Genomic DNA, 17,945 nt, shown 5'->3' with positions numbered 1-17,945 from the left:
AGTCATCTTAGAAGGTTAATTGTAATCCTACTGTAAAAGAACGGGTAAAAGGATATATAAGTTTATCAACACCAGTATTCAACACACTGGCTCTAGAAAATTCAGGATCAATTCCTGTATACTTAGTGAGGGTCACAAGATTCTCTCCACTCAAATAAATTCTGAGTTGATCAATTTGTAACTTATTGGTCACTGACATAGGAATAGAGTATCCTATTTGTAACTGGCGGAGCCTTATAAAATCTCCACTCTCTAAGAATCGATCTGACTCAAGTAAGTTCCCATTAGGATCAGAATACACTGCACGCGGAACATTAGTATCTCTATTATCTGGGGTCCAAGCATTTAGGGTACTCTTTAGGAAGTTAGATCCTGAGTTCATTCCCTCATAGAAATATCTATTACCGTTATAAAGTTTGTGACCAAATGCACCACTCAATAGCATAGACAGATCAAACCCTTTATATGTACCTGAAAAAGATAGATTCGCTTCTAGTTTTGGCATTCCAGTGCCACAAAACACTTTGTCATCCTCATTGATTAGGCCATCCCCATTAGTATCCACATATCGAATATCACCAGGTTTAGCGTTTGGTTGCAAAGGGCCATGAATGCCCTTATGAGCTGCAACCTCTTCTGAACTCTGAAAAATTCCGTTCGTCTTATATAGATAAAAAGATCCTATTGGCAGACCAATTCTAGTTTGAGTAGGGAAATGTTCCGAACCATATTTAAGTCCCTCCCCATAAATCGCTTGCCTCTCATCAGAAAGGCTTAAAACCTTATTGTGTAGAGTGCTTAAGTTCAATCCTACGTTGTAGTTCAAGTCCTTAAATGTATCTTTCCATTGTAACTCAAATTCTACCCCACTATTCAGCATCTTACCGACATTGAGGGTTGGATTATTAAGACCTGCTGAAGGTGGCAATACTTTTGTAATAAGCAAATCTTGCGTTTCATTAGCAAAAACGTTAATTGATCCTGTAAGCCTATTTTTTAAGAGCCCAAAATCAAGACCAATATTTTTATTGTCTGAGGTTTCCCACTTAAGTCCTCTATTCTCTAGTTCCCTAGAGATACTTCCAGGCCATGGGTTAGCACCTTTACCTCGCACATAACCTTGTGCCTTTGTATTACTCGTAGAAACTAATGAGACGAAGTCATACTTACCAAGTGCCACCTCATTTCCTAAGCGACCCCAGCTAGCTCTAAGTTTAAGATCTGTAATTACACTTGAGTTAGGGAAGAAATCTTCTTGACTGATACGCCAACCCAAAGCTACAGAGGGGAAGTATCCCCAACGACTATTAGCCCCGAACTTAGAGGATCCATCCTTACGCAAAGTTACTTGAGCCATATATTTGCCTTTAAAGCTATAGTTTAAGCGCCCAAACAATGAAAATCTACGATACTCTAACTTAGTACCAGAACCATCATAAGTTCCTCCCTTTCCAGCATCGATTGTATCAAAAGATGGATCCAGGAATCCTGAAGGCACCTCCGTAGTCACTAGCTTTCCATGTTCGTCAACACTATAAACAGTTGTCTTACCCTCTACACCGACTCTATTCCAATTATATTTCTCATCGGTTAGCGATGTACCCAACATGGCAGCAATACTATGAGTATCACTAAAAGTGCTATTATAATTGATTACATTATCGAAAACTTGCTCTTCCCAATAAGCGGAGTACTCCGAATGCTCAGTATATTGCTGTTTGGACTTTACATCAGCCACATATGGGGGGACATGCTGGCTTTGCTTTTCGTGCTCGCCACGATAACCGTAACTAGTGCGGAAGGTAAGCCCTTTATATATATCAAAAGTAAATCCAATGTTCGCTGTTGTTTGATATTTAGACTCTAGAGCATTTCTAAAGTCGTTGTCTGCCATAACATTTCTATTGTTAGGAAGTCCATCAAAATTAGTTAGGCCATACCCACTCTCCTGAGATTTGTCATAAATTGGAACTAATGGGCTTATCATATACATCTCCTTCAGACTGTATTGAGGCTGCCTACTAGCAGTGTATTTAAATCCGAGATTAGCATCTATTGCAACAATTCCTTTACGCAAATTTAGCTTCGTCCTAACCAAGTCGTGTCTATAGTTGTTCCCTAAGAATATTCCTTTGTCATCACTTCTATTATAAGACAGTGAAAATTGCCCCATTTCTCCACCACCTCGAACTCCGACCATATAGTTTTGAGATAAGCCAGTACGAAGCATAGCTTTTTGCCAATCTGTGTCCACATCAGTTTCTTTAGTGACATATGCAGGTAGAGGCATTTTATCTGATTCACTGGCAAAGGCATTATAATTATCGTACATTGCACGATGAACTTGCTTATATTCACGAGCATTAAGCAACTCCAATTTCTTAGCAATCTGATGCAAGCTAAGATAGCTACTGAACTCTACCTTTATCTCACCCTTGCCACCCCCCTTAGTGGTTACGATTACTACACCGTTTGCCGCCACAGAGCCATATATGGCCGCTGCTGCACCATCCTTCAAGAGCTCAATTGATTCAATATCTTGAGGGTTAATTGCATTTATATCACCAGGGAAGCCATCAATAACATATAGAGGTTCATTACTTCCAAATGTACTGATTCCTCTAACCTTAACACTCACTCCAGAGCCGGCATTACCTCCGCTCTTCATAATACTAACGCCTGCCATCTGTCCCTGAAGTGCTTCAGCTGGGTTGGTCGTTGAGCGCTTAGTTAGCGTACTACCATCAATAGTAGATATAGCACCTGTAACATCACTTTTTTTCATTACGCCATAGCCTACGACTACTAGATCATCGAGGAGTTCAGTATTTTCGATGAGGGTAATCTGCAAATCTTTTCGAACTTGGATAGTCACTTTGATGGATTTAAAGCCTACAAAGCTTACCTCCACCTCCTCACCAATAGAGACAGGTAGTGAAAACTCGCCATCAAGATTGGTGGCCGTACCTCTATCACTTCCCACAACTCTTACGGTAGCACCTATAAATGGAAGCCCTTCTTGGTCAAATACTTTTCCCTTGAGTGTAAACCTCTCGCTAGTGCTAGACTTAGTAGACTTAGAGAGATTTTTCACTGAGAGATAAGAGCCATCCTTTGTTATCTGTACACCAATGGTCTTTGAAATAAAAAGAACGAGCTCATCTACCGACCAATTCTTCTTTGAAAGCTTAATGGTCTGATTGAGATCCACCTGTCCATTTTCAGTAATAAATAGGTGGCCGGTCTGTTTTTCCACCGTACTCATGAGCTCCTTTAGCGTAAGCTCTTGAGTTGGCAGCACTACAGAAGCAGTCTGTGCCCAAAGCATAACTGGCACAAATGCTACTGCCAAAAAGGCAAAAAACAGTTGACCAATTAATCGGATACAGAAGTGGTTAATTCGCATTTCCATACTCTTTTGATTTAGTTTTAAGTTTATCTTATTACGGTTATTATTAGCTTTATTATTTTGAACAGTCACGAATACGCACTGACCCATCAGGGTTCCACTCTACACTTATTGAAAAGCTGGATGAAATTGCCTGAATAATCAGTGGGAGTGGGTCACCCAACTTGATCTTACCTGTCATATACAGTGTGTCTTTGCAGTTATTCTCAAAGGAAATGGGTACCTTATACCAATACGAAAGCTCTTGAAGTACATCTTTAAGTGGTACACTACTGTAGCTAATGACTCCTCTTTGCAAAAGTGAAATCTCCTCAACATCTCGATCTTCTTTGATAAATCCAGATTGGGTGAGAGTCAACTCTTCTCCAGGCTTTAGTTCATCTACTAATAAGCCACTAGCCCCTTCCTTATACACAGAGACAGCCCCTTTCTCTAGTGACAATGAAAATGGCATAAGGGAATCAGACTGCAAGAAAAACTCAGTTCCTGTGACCTTCACATCATATCCCGCTGGAGTAGAAATCAAAAAAGGATGATCCATATCCGACTCCACTTCAAAGTAAGCCGAACCATCAAGCTCCACTTTCCTTTGTTTGGATCTACCATAATCCCCAGAAAGAATTAATTTAGATCTAGGGGAAAGATACGCCACAGTCCCATCACTTAGACGATACCTAAGTCGTTGTCCCTCGGGTGCCTGTACCTCCACTCTAAGATCTTTAAGGGTATGCTTGATACGAAAGTCTCCATATAAATGTCCCAAAAGAATAGCTAGTACTAACACCGCAGCCACCTTTATCGTAGCACTAAAGATGCCTGCCCAATGCTTCTTCCGTTGGCACCTTCTAAAAGATTTTAAGTTTCGTAATCCCACCTCATTGTCGTCAGGTTGGGTCTCCAATAAAAGTAAGGAGCCTAGATTATACTCTTGTCTTAGAGACATGGCCTCATCTGGGTTTTCCGTCATATAAACTCTAAGCTCTTCCACTTGTTCTGGAGAAAGGCTTCGCCACTCTCCTCGTAAGTATTTAACTATAATCTCAGGATGCTCACTTATATATCGCTTGGTTTTCTCCATTCTCATGTATTAAAAAGTCCACGTATTTTCCCTCAACTTAATACATAGACGCACGAACATCCAAAAACCCTTAACAGAAAAGAGTTAAATAACCCTAATCAACTAAAGACATTCAATTCACTATGAGACTGCGACACAAATGCCCTCAGACATATTCAAGACACAATAAGAATATGACCGTACCAGATTGGAAGGCATACTTGATTACGTGACCGAGGCTAAATTCCCAAAGCGAGACAGCAAGTCACCTCCGTGCAATAGAACCAAAAAAAGCGGAGTATTTCCTTCTACATACCCCTATTTACGCTGCATAGAAAACAACTCGGACTGGCTAAGAGAGCAACTTCCACCAGATTAATAGCATAAGTGGCATACTTTCCCGGAGTTTCTTCATAGCAATTCTTAGCTGTGCTTCCACTGTCCTAGGAGAAATTTGCAGTTGATCAGCTATCTCCTTGTAGCTTTGACCTTCAAATCTGTACATTCTGAGTATTAGCTGTTGTCTAGGGGGGAGATCAGAGAGCGCACGCTCCAATTTGAAAATAATATCCTCTTCCATCGGATTCGGAGCTTCTAACACCTCCAAACTATGAAGGCGTTCCTCAATCATCCAAAGCTGCTGCTCAGAAAGGGTAGACATTGGAGTAGTGTACCTCATTTTACGCAAGTGATCTATGCACTCATTTCTAGTAATTGTAAGGAGGTAGTTAATCACAGAGCGGATATCTTCCAAGACTTCTGGTCTCTCCCAGATCTTAGAAAATACATTCTGCACCAAACTCTCAGAGGTTGCTCGATCTGCTATATAACGATTAGCGAAACGACACAACACTGGGTAATACTCTACATAGAGAGCTTCAAACTGAAGCGTCCAACCACCACGACTCCTTATCATCACTAGAGTTGATTAGTTTTTTAGGTCATTATCACCATTTCATTAACCTATTTCTACAAAGATAATAAATTTAGCCATAGCCTCTTTAGATTAGCTCCCATACGGGTGGAAAATATCATCTTGGACATCACCAAGACATTTGATTTGAGACCTCCATAAAACCTCTATGCTAGTAGGGTAAAAGTTGAGATGCAACTAAGCAATCGGCGAGTTGCAACTAAGCAATTGCCGAGATGCAACTAAGCATTTGCTTTGTTGCATCTCAGCAAACGCTTTTGTATAGCTCTGGATATCAACTGGTTTTGAGGGGGGCTTTGCCCCTGTTTTAGGGAAGCATTTCACTAGGTACTTCTAATGCCCAACCCCTACGATCCATTTTCCATCTTGGATCGGGCTGAATTGAGTACTTAAAGTGCACTAGTAGAGAGTCTCGCGAGAGAAAACACAAAAAGCTTCGAAATAGCGGCTTTTGCCTATGTGCTGAAAAATGAGTAACTTTGGGGAGTTTAATGGGGGATGGATAGCCTATTAAGACGGCTGTTTGCCAAGTTATTTAGCGAGGGAATTGGCAGATATATATTAAAAACAAAGGAGAAAAAGAATGATAAGGAAACGGCGACAGGCAAGGAAGAAGGTGCTATACTTAGCACAAGAAATCTATCCCTACCTAGAGGATAGTAAGGTAGGTAAGGATTCAAAACTTATCCCTTTGGGCATCATGGGTAGAGGCAATGATATCCGTACATTTATGCCCAATTATGGAGTGATCAACGAACGTCGCCACCAACTTCATGAGGTGATCCGTCTATCGGGTGTCAATCTTACTGTCAATGACAAAGTACACCAGCTAGTGGTGAAAGTAGCGAGCCTTATGCCTCAGCGTATGCAGGTCTATTTTATTGACAATGAGGATTTCTTTGGAAGAAAAGGGGTATTCACAGATGAAAAAGGCACCTACTACGAGGATAATGTAGAGCGTGCAGTATTCTTTATCCGTGGAGTCTTTGAGACCGTAAAGAAACTAAGATGGGTACCCGATGTGATCCACTGTCACGGTTGGTTCACCGGATTAGCCCCCCTTTATTTGAGGACACTACTCAAGGATGACCCAGCCCTCTCACGTGCCAAGATCGTCTACTCTGCTTACGATACAGCTCCAGAGTATCCGTTTGATGAACAACTCACCGAGGTACTGGCGTATGACCAGATCAAGCACCCACTACTGGATGGGCAGGCACTTAATCGGGAAGCGCTTGTAGAGCTTATTCTACAGTATGTGGATGGCATCATCTACTCCAAAACCAATAGTTCTGAGGAACTCATTGCTGCAATAGAAGACTCGGGCAAAAGTGTGCTAGACTTCCAAAGCGACGACCAACTTATAGAGTCGGTGGCCGACTTCTACAATAGCATCATCGGTGCTGAGGAAGAGGAGAGTGAAGAATAGGGACAACAAAAAAGATGTTTTTCCAATAATAAAATTCGGTAGGATAGCTGTATAAAAGCTATCAATATATAGAGCAAATATATGAATAGAACTATAAAAGGTTGGCTAAGTGTAGGAGTAGTGCTAGCAATACTCCTAGTGGGTTGTGAAAATGATCAACACGCCACTGGATTGGATTTGCTCCCTGAATATCTTAAGGGAGAGCCTATAAGCAAAGACTTTGCACTCACACTTCGCACCGTACCAGCAGGTACCGAAGCTGGGAATAATGATATCTATGTAGGTAGTGCATTGGGCTACCTAGGTCGGATGTCCAGCGAAGAGTTCGGTGGCATTGAGACAGAATATCTAACCCAGTTTTACGTTCCTAGCGGATTTAGATTCAAAGACGAGTCAGTCATCACTGGCATTGACTCCGTAAGGCTCTACATCTACTACGACGGATTTGCAGGTGATACTATTTCAAGCATGACCGTGACTGCCAACCGAGTTAAGCGACCACTGAAGCACAATAAATACTCCATCACAGAGGTAAAGGAGTATGTGGGAGAAGAGCTCGGCTCCCTATCCTACTGGGCAGGCAGAGGTTCAAAGAGGATACAAGGTAATTCAGGAAAAGGAAACTATATGCTTTCCATTGCACTCCCCAAGGAACTTGGGGAGGAGTTCTTCACACGCTCCAAAGCTGGAGACCCCGTCTTTGCCAATCAGGCCGCTTTTGACCAGTGGTTCCCTGGTCTATACCTTCACACTACGGCGGGGCAAGGAAGTGTCATAAGAGTCACCAGTACTGAGCTAGCCTTTTGGTACTCCAAGGAGGTTGAGGTAGAGGATACCAAAACCAAGAACAAGAAGAAAGAGATCAAGCCATTTGCACAGAGATTGATTCACACCTCGGAGGTACCACAGCTCTCGCGCTTTGTCAATTTCAGAGTGGATCAGCTACTTGAGGATCAAGGATTTGCTACTATCAAGGCACCAGCAGGCCTTTGGATAAAAGTCACACTACCTACTCGCGCGATTGCCAAGGAGCTAAAAGAGGCGCCAACAGGCTACTCCCGCACACTCAATGCAGTCACATATACCCTGCAAGGGACTACCGCCTCAGCGGCTACTGCCACAAAATATGGCATTCCCGAAACCCTTCTCATGCTACCAGTAGATAGTACCAAGACGTTTTTTGAAAAGGAGTTAACTGAAAACTCACTTGGAGCTGCCTATACCTCATTTATCGGTGAGATGGTCGTAAGGGGCTCCAGCACCTATCACTTCGGCAATATTGGCTCCGCTATTATCAAGCATATCAAAAAGAAACCAAATAAAGACCTAGAGGTCTACATTCTCCCTGTAGAGCTAACGAAAGCGAGCCAAGATGCAGGAGGAGCCACCATTAGTCTTACCCACTTGGTGCCACCTTCAGCAGTTAAGGTTGCCATCACCCCACAGAATACTAAGCTCGAAGCTACTATCATACAGCGTAAAGAGGGTAAGCCCTTCTAATTGATTAGAAAGCTGGCATTTCCACACCATAAAAGTTTTGTAGCATCACTATGAGCCACACTTCATACCTCAGGGGACTAGCACAGCATTTCTTTCGGATCGAAGGCAAGCAGCTCTATAAGTACCGTTTCTTCTTTCCCAACAAAAGATCCGGTCATTTCTTTCTCCACTATCTCAGGCAAGTGGCAGGAGACGAGTTGCTACTACTTCCTGAGGTAACGACTCTAGGCGCTTTTTTGAGGCGTGCAGTCCATCTTCCGGAGGAGAATGTCAATAATGAGTTGCTACTCATCTACCACCTCTACACCAGTTATAAGCTAGTATACAAAGAGAGTGAATATAGCTTTGAGAACTTTTACGAAATAGGGAAGCAACTCTTGGCTGACTTCAATGATATCGACAATCATCTTGCCGATGCGTTATCGATATTTGAGAATATGGATTTACTCGATGAGCTCACGATACCAGCCAAGGATCTACTGAACCAAGATCAGATTGACGCTCTAAAAAAATATGCACCTAACTTCGAGAAAAACCTAGACAAGGGATATACGGCTTTTTGGCAGTACGTCCCTGAAATCTACACCCAGTTCAAGGAAACCCTTCGCGGTGAGGGGCTAGTCTATAATGGCATGCTTATGCGTGACATAACCCAAAGACTAGAGAATGGGGAGTTAAAGCTATTCAAAGAGCCCAAGGTCAATGTATTTATCGGACTCAATGCACTCTCACAAAGCGAGCAAAGGATACTCAAGCACTTCAAGGAAAATAGTGCGACCCTTTTCTATTGGGATTATGATAGCTACCTCGTACAGCAGAAGTTTACAGATAAAAACAGAAAAGTAAGAGATAGCCTTTTCCCTGAGCCTACAGATGATAAGCTGGCTTATACGAGAGATAAAAACTCACGACACCAGCCACAGCTACATATTATCTCTATCCCCTCCAAACTAGGTCAAGCAAATTATATTGCTCAAAAGATTATCCCGCAACTACAGACCGATGAGCTGATCAACCTACGCGACCCCAATACCGCCATTATCCTTCCAGATGAAAGCCAGCTCACCAATCTCCTTTCCAACTTACAGGATAGTGAAGTTGGGGAAGCTCCCCTCAAGCTCAATATCACTATGGGCTTTCCCATCAAGTACCTTCCGATTATCGCCAAACTACTACACCTCCTGAATCTCCAGAGATTAGCCTATGGACGTCGGAAGAACGAGATGCCTATTTGGCGGCGGGAGGAATTAATTGATCTCTTCGGGCTGGAGCTAGATCAGGGCACTTTTGATACCACCAAGCTACTCAACCCTAAAACCTCTAAGAAGCTCTACTTCACAGAGGAGGAGCTCTCTCAGGCGATTGAAATAGAGCAGCACCAAGACCTACGCCTGCTTTTCAATCTTGACAGATCCGAGCAAGGTGACCTATTACATAATACGCTCACGCTACTCACACACCTTCAAGAGAAGTTTTCCGATGATACTACCATCAAAATGGCTCTTACCGTGGTAGAAGAGCTACTCCTGGAGTTCAAAGGTTCGCTCGACAGATTTGTTACGGCCCACGAAACGGCACGAAATCAGCTCACCCTACCCCTCCTATACGACCTTATTCATACCACTATTTCTCAAGCTCGAATTCCATTCTCCGGCGAACCTCTTGAAGGGGTACAAGTGATGGGAATATTGGAGGCACGCTCCATAGACTTTGAGAATATCATCGTGATGGATGCGGGCGAAGGGCTCTTACCAGCCAAAAGCCGGAAATATGGACTCATTCCTCAGAATATTCGGTATGAGAAAGGACTCCCCACCTACAAATGGCAAGATGCTATCCGTGCTTACAACTTTTTCCACATGATTGGGCGAAGTGAGCGACTGTACGCCCTCTATGATTCTCGTAAAACGGCAAGAGCTAGCGGAGAGCCCTCTCGTTACCTTACACTTCTCACTCATATTTACGGAGTGCCAGCCAAGCGATACAATGCTTACTTTCCACTTTCTCCCATACCTTCTAAAGAGCTACAGCCCGACCTTCAGAAGATCCAAGCATATAGAGCCCAGTTGACTAGTAAAGAGCCGCAATCCAAGTATGGGCTCTCCCCGAGTGCTCTCATCAACTACCTCACCTGCCCCCGAAAGTTTTACTACCAAAACATTCTTGGACTACGGGACCCAGACGAGCTCACCGATGTACTAGAAAAAAATGATGTCGGAACCATTACCCACAAAGCCCTTGAGATACTGTATAATGGCTTTAATGGAACCGTGGTGACCAAAGAACATCTAAAGGGGATTCTTGACAAACCCGATCTTATCACCAATGCCGTCCGAGAAGCTTACTACAAAGCCTATCAGACAGATGAAACCCAATTCAATGGTTATTTTGAGATGTACAAAGACCTCATCTTTCAAGACGTCCAAAATACCATTCAACTGGACATCAACAAAAACGCCCCTTTTACCTACTGCGGAGGGGAACAGACCATATCCACACTGTATTCTTACGGACAAAATGGAGAATGCATCCATCTACGTGGCACCATCGACCGTATTGATATCAAGCAGGGCAAAATAAGACTGGTAGATTACAAGACTGGTAGCGATAAACTAGAGTTTAACCTCGAAAGAAGTTTTGACCCCGAAAACAGCAACATTGATAGGGCCGCCATACAGCTTCTCACCTACTGCGTGATGTATCTAGAGGCTTATGGAAAGAAAGCGGTCAAGGATATCGCTCCTATGCTCATCAAAGTACGCGATGCCGATCAGGGCTGGTTTGTACACAATATTGACAAGACTAAAAATGAGACAATTGATAGCTTTAGTCTGATTGAGACAGGATTCAAAGAGCAATTGAATGAAGCCCTTCGTCGTATCGCCGAAACAGATGATGAATTTATTCCCAACAACCGAAAGAATAGCTGCAGCTACTGTGCTGGTAGAGAGCTCTGCAATAAGGCAAAGCTCTTTCCAAACAGATAACTATATATTACTATGGATATTCAACTCATTGACAATAGCCCCACAGGTCAGCTCATTAGTTACCAAGACTCACTTGCTCAGCAAAAGGATCTCTTCCAGAAAGCCCTTGAAGCAAAGCGACAACACCTACCAGTGCAGCACCATCTGATTTTCAATCAACATCACCCTGTGCTCACACTTGGTAAGCATGCCGACCCGCATAATATCCTACTCTCTCCTGAGCGCCTTCACGCCCAAGGAATAGAATGCTACCAGATAGAGCGAGGAGGGGATGTCACTTATCATGGGCCTGGGCAGTGGACAATTTATCCCATATTCGATCTCGAGGAGCTAGGGATAGGACTGCGTCGCTATGTTGAGTTACTTGAAGAGGTGGCCATTAATGTGGCTGCTAAGTATGGTGTAAAAGGGGAGCGGATGCATGGGGCTTCTGGTGTTTGGGTAGATCCTTCTCAACGGCCACGCAAACTATGCGCCATCGGGATCCAAGCTAGCAGGTTTGTTACCATGCACGGCATCGCCTTTAACGTTAGCACACCACCTCAAGCCTTTAATGTGATTAACCCCTGCGGATTTACGGATAGAGGGGTTACCAATCTTTCTATTGAGGCTCAGCACGAAATCTCTATGAAGCAAGCTAAGGAGGACCTTATAGAGAGCTTCCAAGAGTTATTCCAGAGAAATATAGCCCTCTAATTTGGTAAAGTCTCTGTAGCAAGGTGGGAAAAGTCGTTTTTGCCCACTCTTTGTGATGAGTGTCATAAATTATCTTTACTTTTGTGTAGAATAGTATTAGTTAGGGGAATATGGAGAATGGTAATTGTATTGACTTATGAAGATAGCAATGACTAAAGCGGAGCTAGTAGCTCAGCTAAATGAGATAAGAGGGGAGAAACTGGTGGGCTTTGTACCTACTATGGGCGGACTACATGAGGGACATATGAGCCTCGTGGAGCGTAGTTTGCGTGAATGCGAACTAACGGTGGTGAGTCTTTTCTTGAACCCCACACAATTTAATGACCCCAACGACCTGAAGACCTATCCGCACGATATGGCGGAGGATCTGAAGCTACTGGGCGAGGTGGGGGTAGATATTGTCTTTACTCCAACTGCCGAGGATATGTATGAGGAAGGAGAGGAGGCACCTAACCTAGACCTCGGACGTGTAGGAGAGGTGATGGAGGGTGCACACCGACCTGGACATTTCCGTGGAGTGGTATGGGTAGTGAGCAAACTCTTCCGCTTGGTTCGACCCAATAGAGCCTACTTTGGCTTGAAAGACTTTCAGCAGATTGCGGTCATCAAGAGGATGTGCACTCTTTGCCCCGACATGGCAGATATTGAGATTATCTCTTGCCCGGTTATTCGTGAGAGTGATGGTCTAGCGATGAGTTCCCGCAACCGTCGACTTTCTGAGGAGGAGCGAGCAGCAGCCCCTAAGATCTATGAGGCGTTGCAAGAGGGAAAGCGACTAAAAGAGTCTGGCAAGAGCGTTTCAGAGGTGCATGAAGCTGTGGTGAAACAGATAAATGCAGACCCGCTCCTTCGGGTGGAGTACTTTAGCATCGTCGAGAGCGACACTCTGGAGGAGGCTAAAGCGTGGAACGGCAATACTACTGGCTGTATCACAGTCTACTGCGGTGAAGTACGCTTGATAGACCACATCTCATTCGAAGGATAATAGAGGGTGAGCAAGTTGCAATCTGTGAGTAGGCAGAGACAAATAGTCGCTCTACTCCTTGTGGGCTTCCTTTGGTTCTCCACATCATCATTGTGGGCATCAGAGGTAGGCAGAAAGTATGAAATGAGAGCGGTGTGGCTTACCACAAACTACGGTCTTGACTGGCCTTCCCGCCCCGCCACTAGCGTATCAGGAGAGAGACAGCAGCAGGCAGAATTGGTACGGATGCTAGACCAACTCCACAAACTGGGCATCAATACCGTATTTCTGCAGGTGCGTAGTAGAGGGCGAGTCATTTACCCCTCAAAGATTGAGCCGATGAGTGGCGACTTTGTGCCTGTAAGTAGTAGCTACCAACTGAGCTACGATCCCCTTGACTTTGCCATTAAAGAGTGCCACAAACGAGGAATGGTGGTGCATGCGTGGGTGGCAGTGACGCCCATGGGCAATGACAAGCAGGTGAATAGCATGCCGTCGTGGAGCTTTCCCAAAAAGTACCGCAATGAGATGGCGAGGTATAAACGGGGCTGGTATCTAGACCCAGCCAAGGCGAGTAGCACAGAGCTGATCTGTAGTGTGGTGCGGGAGCTATTGGATCACTATGCTTTGGCTGGCATTCATCTGGACTACATCCGTTATCCCGATAGAGCCAAGCAATTTCCCGACGCCGAGGAGTACCGTAAGCGGGGCGGTAGCATGAGTCTGGACGAGTGGCGGAGAGAGAACATCAATCGGATGGTGCGAGCGATTTACCAAACAACGAAGGAGGGACACCCTGACGTGCTACTGAGTGCATCGGTGATTGGCACTTACGACAATGTGCCAGGGCTGAAGTATAGTGGTTGGACCGCCCTGAATGAGGCTTGGCAAGACCCAGTGGCTTGGTGCCGTGATAGTATTATCGACTTCGTGGTACCAATGATGTACTCTCGTGGCGAACGCTTTTACCCTTTTGTAAAGGAGTGGCAAAAGCTACTCAATGTGCCACTAGTAGTGGGCTTGGCTCCCTATATGGTATTGGAGCGAGAGGGTAATTGGCCCAAGAGTGAGGTGATGAACCAGATCAATTATCTTGATAGCCTTTCCAATATTGCTGGGGTGGCTCTTTTCAGAGCAGAGCACGCCATCTCGCATGGCATTGGTTTGTCTACACCATTGAGAGAATTTTGGGATAAAAGAGCACAGTTGCCCCTCGATAGAGGAGTATGGATGGACTGGCTCGATGGCCAGGAACTACAGATTGAGGGACGACCTAATGGGCTACATGTGGCGTGGCATGGAAGTAGTAAGGGACAATTATTTGCGCTCTATCTTTCACACGATGGAGAGGTGCCAAATGGGGTAGAAGCCCCCTTTCTTGTTACAACTAAAGAGGAAGCAACTATCCCATGGAGTGTCTTGAAGCGGGGTCAGCTCATCGGTATCAAAGTAAGTGAGTACGATCTATCAACTCAACTAGAAGTACTTCCGCTGACTGGAGGGGTCTACTACTATAGGGAAGAGGAGGCCCCCGTGCAGTAGAGAGATAGGAAAGAACGAGAAAAAAGAGTATCTTTGTGAAGTAGTAAGCACGCAAATAGAGGATAAATAGGATGAGAATAGAGTTACGAGATAAGGTTTCGGATGTTACGAAAAACCTCATCATCATCAATGTGATATGCTGGCTAGCACAGTCTGCTTTACCAAGGATAGGGTATGACCTCACCTGGAATATGGGTCTGCACTATATTGGGTCTGACTCCTTTAGGATTTGGCAGCTGGTCACCTATATGTTTTTACACGCCCCAGGACTGGGTCACATATTCTTCAATATGTTTGCCCTTTGGATGTTTGGCAATACGTTGGAGCGGTTGTGGGGCAGTTGGCGATTTCTCCTCTTCTACCTCATTACAGGTATTGGTGCAGGGCTGATGCAGGAGCTGGTGTGGAGCTTTAGCTTTTCGGGATACCCACCCTACCTCCTTGAGCAGCTGCTTACGATAGGGGCCAGTGGTGCGGTTTATGGCATTTTGCTCGGCTTCGGCATGATGTTTCCAAATGTGCCACTCTTCATTATGTTTATCCCTATTCCTATCAAGGCAAAGTGGCTGGTGATCGGCTACGGTGTGATGGAGCTCTTCTTAGGAGTGACAGGCTCGGCAGATGGAGTAGCTCACTTTGCCCACCTAGGGGGGATGCTCTTCGGATTTATTCTAATCAAACTTTGGGAGAAGAGAGCTAGAGCACGACAACTCGATGATGGCTGGCAAGACTTTTACTAATAGGCGATTTGCACTGCTTATCCCGATACTTCTACTCTATTGGGTAGTGATATCGTGGGGGCATGGGACTATCAGTAGGCTAGTACTTCCTAGTGATGGAGGCACCTTCCTCAGCCAGCCGTGGAGCCTAGTGACCTACGGCTTTGTGCATACCTATTGGCGTCATATAGTAATCAATGTGGGGATGCTCTTAATGCTACTACTCTTTTCTGTGGGTTGTGGCATTAGTAATCGTACGGTACTAGGGCTATTTCTCTGCGGTATTCTCTCAGGGGGCTTGCTCTTTCTGCTCATAGGCGATGGCGTATTGGTAGGTGCTTCTGCTGGCATTGCCGCCCTTGTGCCACTAGTGCTCTATAAGTCGGTTCGCCAAAAAAGGGCGTGGCTACTCTATGCAATGTTATTTGTGCTCATCTTTGACTTCGCAACGCAAAGAAAGCTAGGGCAGGTGACTCAAGGGGTACATCTGATGGGCTATATTGTGGGAACTCTATGGGTTATTTTCTCTGAGCGGAAGAAGCATTTAGAGGAGACACCATCTGCCGAATTACTCGTGGAAAAGACGAGGGTTTCTGGCTATCATTCACTCACGAGGGAGGAGCAGGAGCAGCTCAAGTAATATGAAAGGGATGCGTAAGGATAGGACTATTCGTCTGCTCAATACCACATTTCGTGCTATTGAGTTGATTCCGAACCTACTCTTTATTGCACTCTACATTCTGGCGGTGCTATCTCCCTTTATCTCGCCGCTGAAGACGCAGATCCCAGCCTTTCTTAATCTTGCTTACCCCCTATTGTTAGCTGGACTGTTGCTTCTTTGGCTCTTTTATCTACTCCGTCGTAAGTGGCTCTACTTCGGCTGCTATACATTGCTATTCATCCTATCAATAGGCTATATATTTAGTTACTTCCCCATTCATTTTGGTAAGGGTCTAAAGAAGGAGTATGACCTCAGGGTGATGAGCTACAACGTACAGAGTTTTCTGGGCAGAGACGAAGCGGGAACACTCTTAGCACCTCAACTAATTAAAAGCTACGACCCCGACATTCTAGCTCTCCAAGAGGCCAATCTATACCCAGACCAATTCCCAACAGACGGAAAGCTTAAGAGCCTTTTCAGCAGCTACCCCTACCGACATATCCACAAGACACAAGCCATCCTATCAAAGTTCCCAATCAAGTCTGTAGAGGGTATTGAGTATGAATCGTCACACAATGGATCGTGCGGGTACCTCATTGAATTAAAGGAGGGCTACACTCTACTATTGGTCAATAACCATCTAGAGTCTTATAGCCTTAATAGTTCGGAAGTAGAGGAATACAAAGGTTATATTAAAGACTTTAGCATAAGGGACCTACCTCAGCAATTTATCAAGGTGAAGCGTCGATTGGGTCCTAGACTGAACCAACGGGCTAGCGTGGCAAGTAAGGTGCGAAAGGATGTGGAAAAGCTACAGAATAAGTATCAGCCTCAGGCGACAATTGTTGTAGGGGATCTCAACGATACGCCCATGAGCTATACCTACAGTCAGCTAAGGAGCCGGATGAGAGATGCCTATAGCGAAACTGGGCTAGGACTTTCTGTCTCATTCAACGAACGATTGATGCCCTTCCGGATTGACCACCTCTTTTATGAGGGGGAAATTAAAGCGATTGGAAGTAGTATTCCAAAATATAAATTGTATAGTGATCACAATCCACTTATTGTTGACTTCAAGTGGAATTAGCAAAATATCTGTATGTCGAAACTTAAATCATTAGCCTCACGAGCGGTTACAGGAGCTGTCTATGTCGGTATCATTTTAGGTTGCATACTGACCAATCGGATCGACTTAATGGCCTGGGTATTGGCATTATTTGCCATGCTTGGTTCATACGAGTATCAATTGATGACTGGGGCCAATCTCTATGCACTTTTCCTAAGAATTGTTCATGGCATGGTGGCTGGGCTCCCTATCTTAGCCGCCTATACACTGATTGACTATTCGGGGGATTGGCAAAGGACACTCCTAGTGCTACTCCCTTACTTTTGCTACCTACTATTCTATCTGATTGGAGAGATCTATAGGCTTCAACGGCAGCCCTCAGTTGAGTTGGGGCACGCTTTCTTTGCCCACCTTTATACAGCTCTACCACTTGGTCTACTGGTACTAACCATGGGAAGCCGATATGGTGTGGCTGAGCGATTAGGTAGCGACTTTGCTTTCCCCGACACCTTTTGGCTACTGCCCATTATGGTAACCATTTGGCTCAATGATACTGGAGCTTATCTCATCGGCTCGCTACTGGGTCGGCACAAGCTATTCCGCCGTGTATCCCCTAATAAGAGTTGGGAGGGTGCCATCGGTGGTGGCGTGGTAGCCATTCTTGGGGCTATTGGGTTTCACTCCCTTTTCCCTGAGGTAGCAACTATATCTAACTGGATTACATTGGCGGTATTGATCGTTTTCTTTGGCAATTTCGGTGACCTCTTTGAGAGTTTCTTGAAACGCTCTTATGGAGTAAAGGACTCGGGCAATATCCTCCCTGGGCATGGGGGCATCTTGGATCGGATTGATAGTCTTCTCTTTGTAGCGATCCCATCCTTTTTCTACATTAATTTGGTCATCTTGGCGTAAGGGAAGCATCTGCGCAGATAGTACGATCCGCTATTTTCCGCCACGAATAAATTGATTATCTTTGCAATA

Annotated in this window: 13 protein-coding genes; 10 read left to right on the top strand and 3 right to left on the bottom strand. The window is 44.7% G+C overall.

Annotation, left to right across the window (positions count from 1 at the left end; all coding sequences use genetic code 11):
* Positions 1-7: 7 nt before the first annotated feature.
* From MWL85_RS02930 to MWL85_RS02920, 3 genes are all read right to left on the bottom strand, one after another.
* Complete coding sequence (locus MWL85_RS02930) at positions 8-3,412, bottom strand: SusC/RagA family TonB-linked outer membrane protein (protein ID WP_244401352.1); 3,405 nt, start codon at positions 3,410-3,412, stop codon at positions 8-10.
* A gap of 52 nt (positions 3,413-3,464) precedes the next feature.
* A complete protein-coding gene (locus tag MWL85_RS02925) occupies positions 3,465-4,493 on the bottom strand; it encodes a FecR family protein (protein WP_244401351.1) in 1,029 nt (342 codons plus the stop codon).
* Positions 4,494-4,818: 325 nt separating this feature from the next.
* Positions 4,819-5,382 carry an RNA polymerase sigma-70 factor gene (locus MWL85_RS02920; RefSeq protein ID WP_244401847.1) on the bottom strand — a complete coding sequence of 188 codons (564 nt, stop codon included), beginning with the start codon at positions 5,380-5,382 and terminating at the stop codon, positions 4,819-4,821.
* 601 nt (positions 5,383-5,983) lie between these two features.
* On the opposite strand from MWL85_RS02920, the gene MWL85_RS02915 reads away from it, so the two are divergent.
* The 10 genes from MWL85_RS02915 (at position 5,984) to MWL85_RS02870 (ending at position 17,876) form a co-directional block, all read left to right on the top strand.
* Complete coding sequence (locus tag MWL85_RS02915; RefSeq protein ID WP_244401350.1) at positions 5,984-6,829, top strand: glycogen/starch synthase; 846 nt, start codon at positions 5,984-5,986, stop codon at positions 6,827-6,829.
* Between the two features lie 81 nt (positions 6,830-6,910).
* Positions 6,911-8,329, top strand: coding sequence for a DUF4270 domain-containing protein (locus MWL85_RS02910; RefSeq protein WP_244401349.1), 1,419 nt, complete (start codon positions 6,911-6,913; stop codon positions 8,327-8,329).
* Positions 8,330-8,379: 50 nt separating this feature from the next.
* The gene (locus tag MWL85_RS02905; protein ID WP_244401348.1) at positions 8,380-11,316 is read left to right on the top strand and encodes a PD-(D/E)XK nuclease family protein; all 2,937 of its coding nucleotides are present in this window, start codon (positions 8,380-8,382) and stop codon (positions 11,314-11,316) included.
* 12 nt (positions 11,317-11,328) lie between these two features.
* A complete protein-coding gene (gene lipB / locus MWL85_RS02900; RefSeq protein ID WP_244401347.1) occupies positions 11,329-12,012 on the top strand; it encodes a lipoyl(octanoyl) transferase LipB in 684 nt (227 codons plus the stop codon).
* A 136-nt stretch (positions 12,013-12,148) separates the two neighbouring features.
* Positions 12,149-12,997, top strand: a complete 849-nt coding sequence (gene panC / locus MWL85_RS02895; RefSeq protein ID WP_244401346.1) for a pantoate--beta-alanine ligase — start codon at positions 12,149-12,151, stop codon at positions 12,995-12,997.
* A gap of 6 nt (positions 12,998-13,003) precedes the next feature.
* Positions 13,004-14,518, top strand: coding sequence for a glycoside hydrolase family 10-like protein (locus MWL85_RS02890; RefSeq protein ID WP_244401345.1), 1,515 nt, complete (start codon positions 13,004-13,006; stop codon positions 14,516-14,518).
* A 71-nt stretch (positions 14,519-14,589) separates the two neighbouring features.
* The gene (locus tag MWL85_RS02885) at positions 14,590-15,258 is read left to right on the top strand and encodes a rhomboid family intramembrane serine protease (RefSeq protein ID WP_244401344.1); all 669 of its coding nucleotides are present in this window, start codon (positions 14,590-14,592) and stop codon (positions 15,256-15,258) included.
* A complete protein-coding gene (locus MWL85_RS02880; RefSeq protein ID WP_244401343.1) occupies positions 15,233-15,877 on the top strand; it encodes a rhomboid family intramembrane serine protease in 645 nt (214 codons plus the stop codon). The genes MWL85_RS02885 and MWL85_RS02880 overlap by 26 nt, the downstream gene beginning before the upstream one ends.
* A gap of 1 nt (position 15,878) precedes the next feature.
* Positions 15,879-16,985, top strand: coding sequence for an endonuclease/exonuclease/phosphatase family protein (locus MWL85_RS02875; RefSeq protein ID WP_244401342.1), 1,107 nt, complete (start codon positions 15,879-15,881; stop codon positions 16,983-16,985).
* 12 nt (positions 16,986-16,997) lie between these two features.
* A complete protein-coding gene (locus MWL85_RS02870; protein ID WP_244401341.1) occupies positions 16,998-17,876 on the top strand; it encodes a phosphatidate cytidylyltransferase in 879 nt (292 codons plus the stop codon).
* The last annotated feature ends 69 nt before the right edge of the window (positions 17,877-17,945 follow it).

The sequence above is a fragment of the Porphyromonas somerae genome, from assembly GCF_022845615.1.
Lineage (GTDB): Bacteria > Bacteroidota > Bacteroidia > Bacteroidales > Porphyromonadaceae > Porphyromonas_A > Porphyromonas_A somerae.
This window is presented reverse-complemented; position numbering and strand designations above follow the sequence as displayed.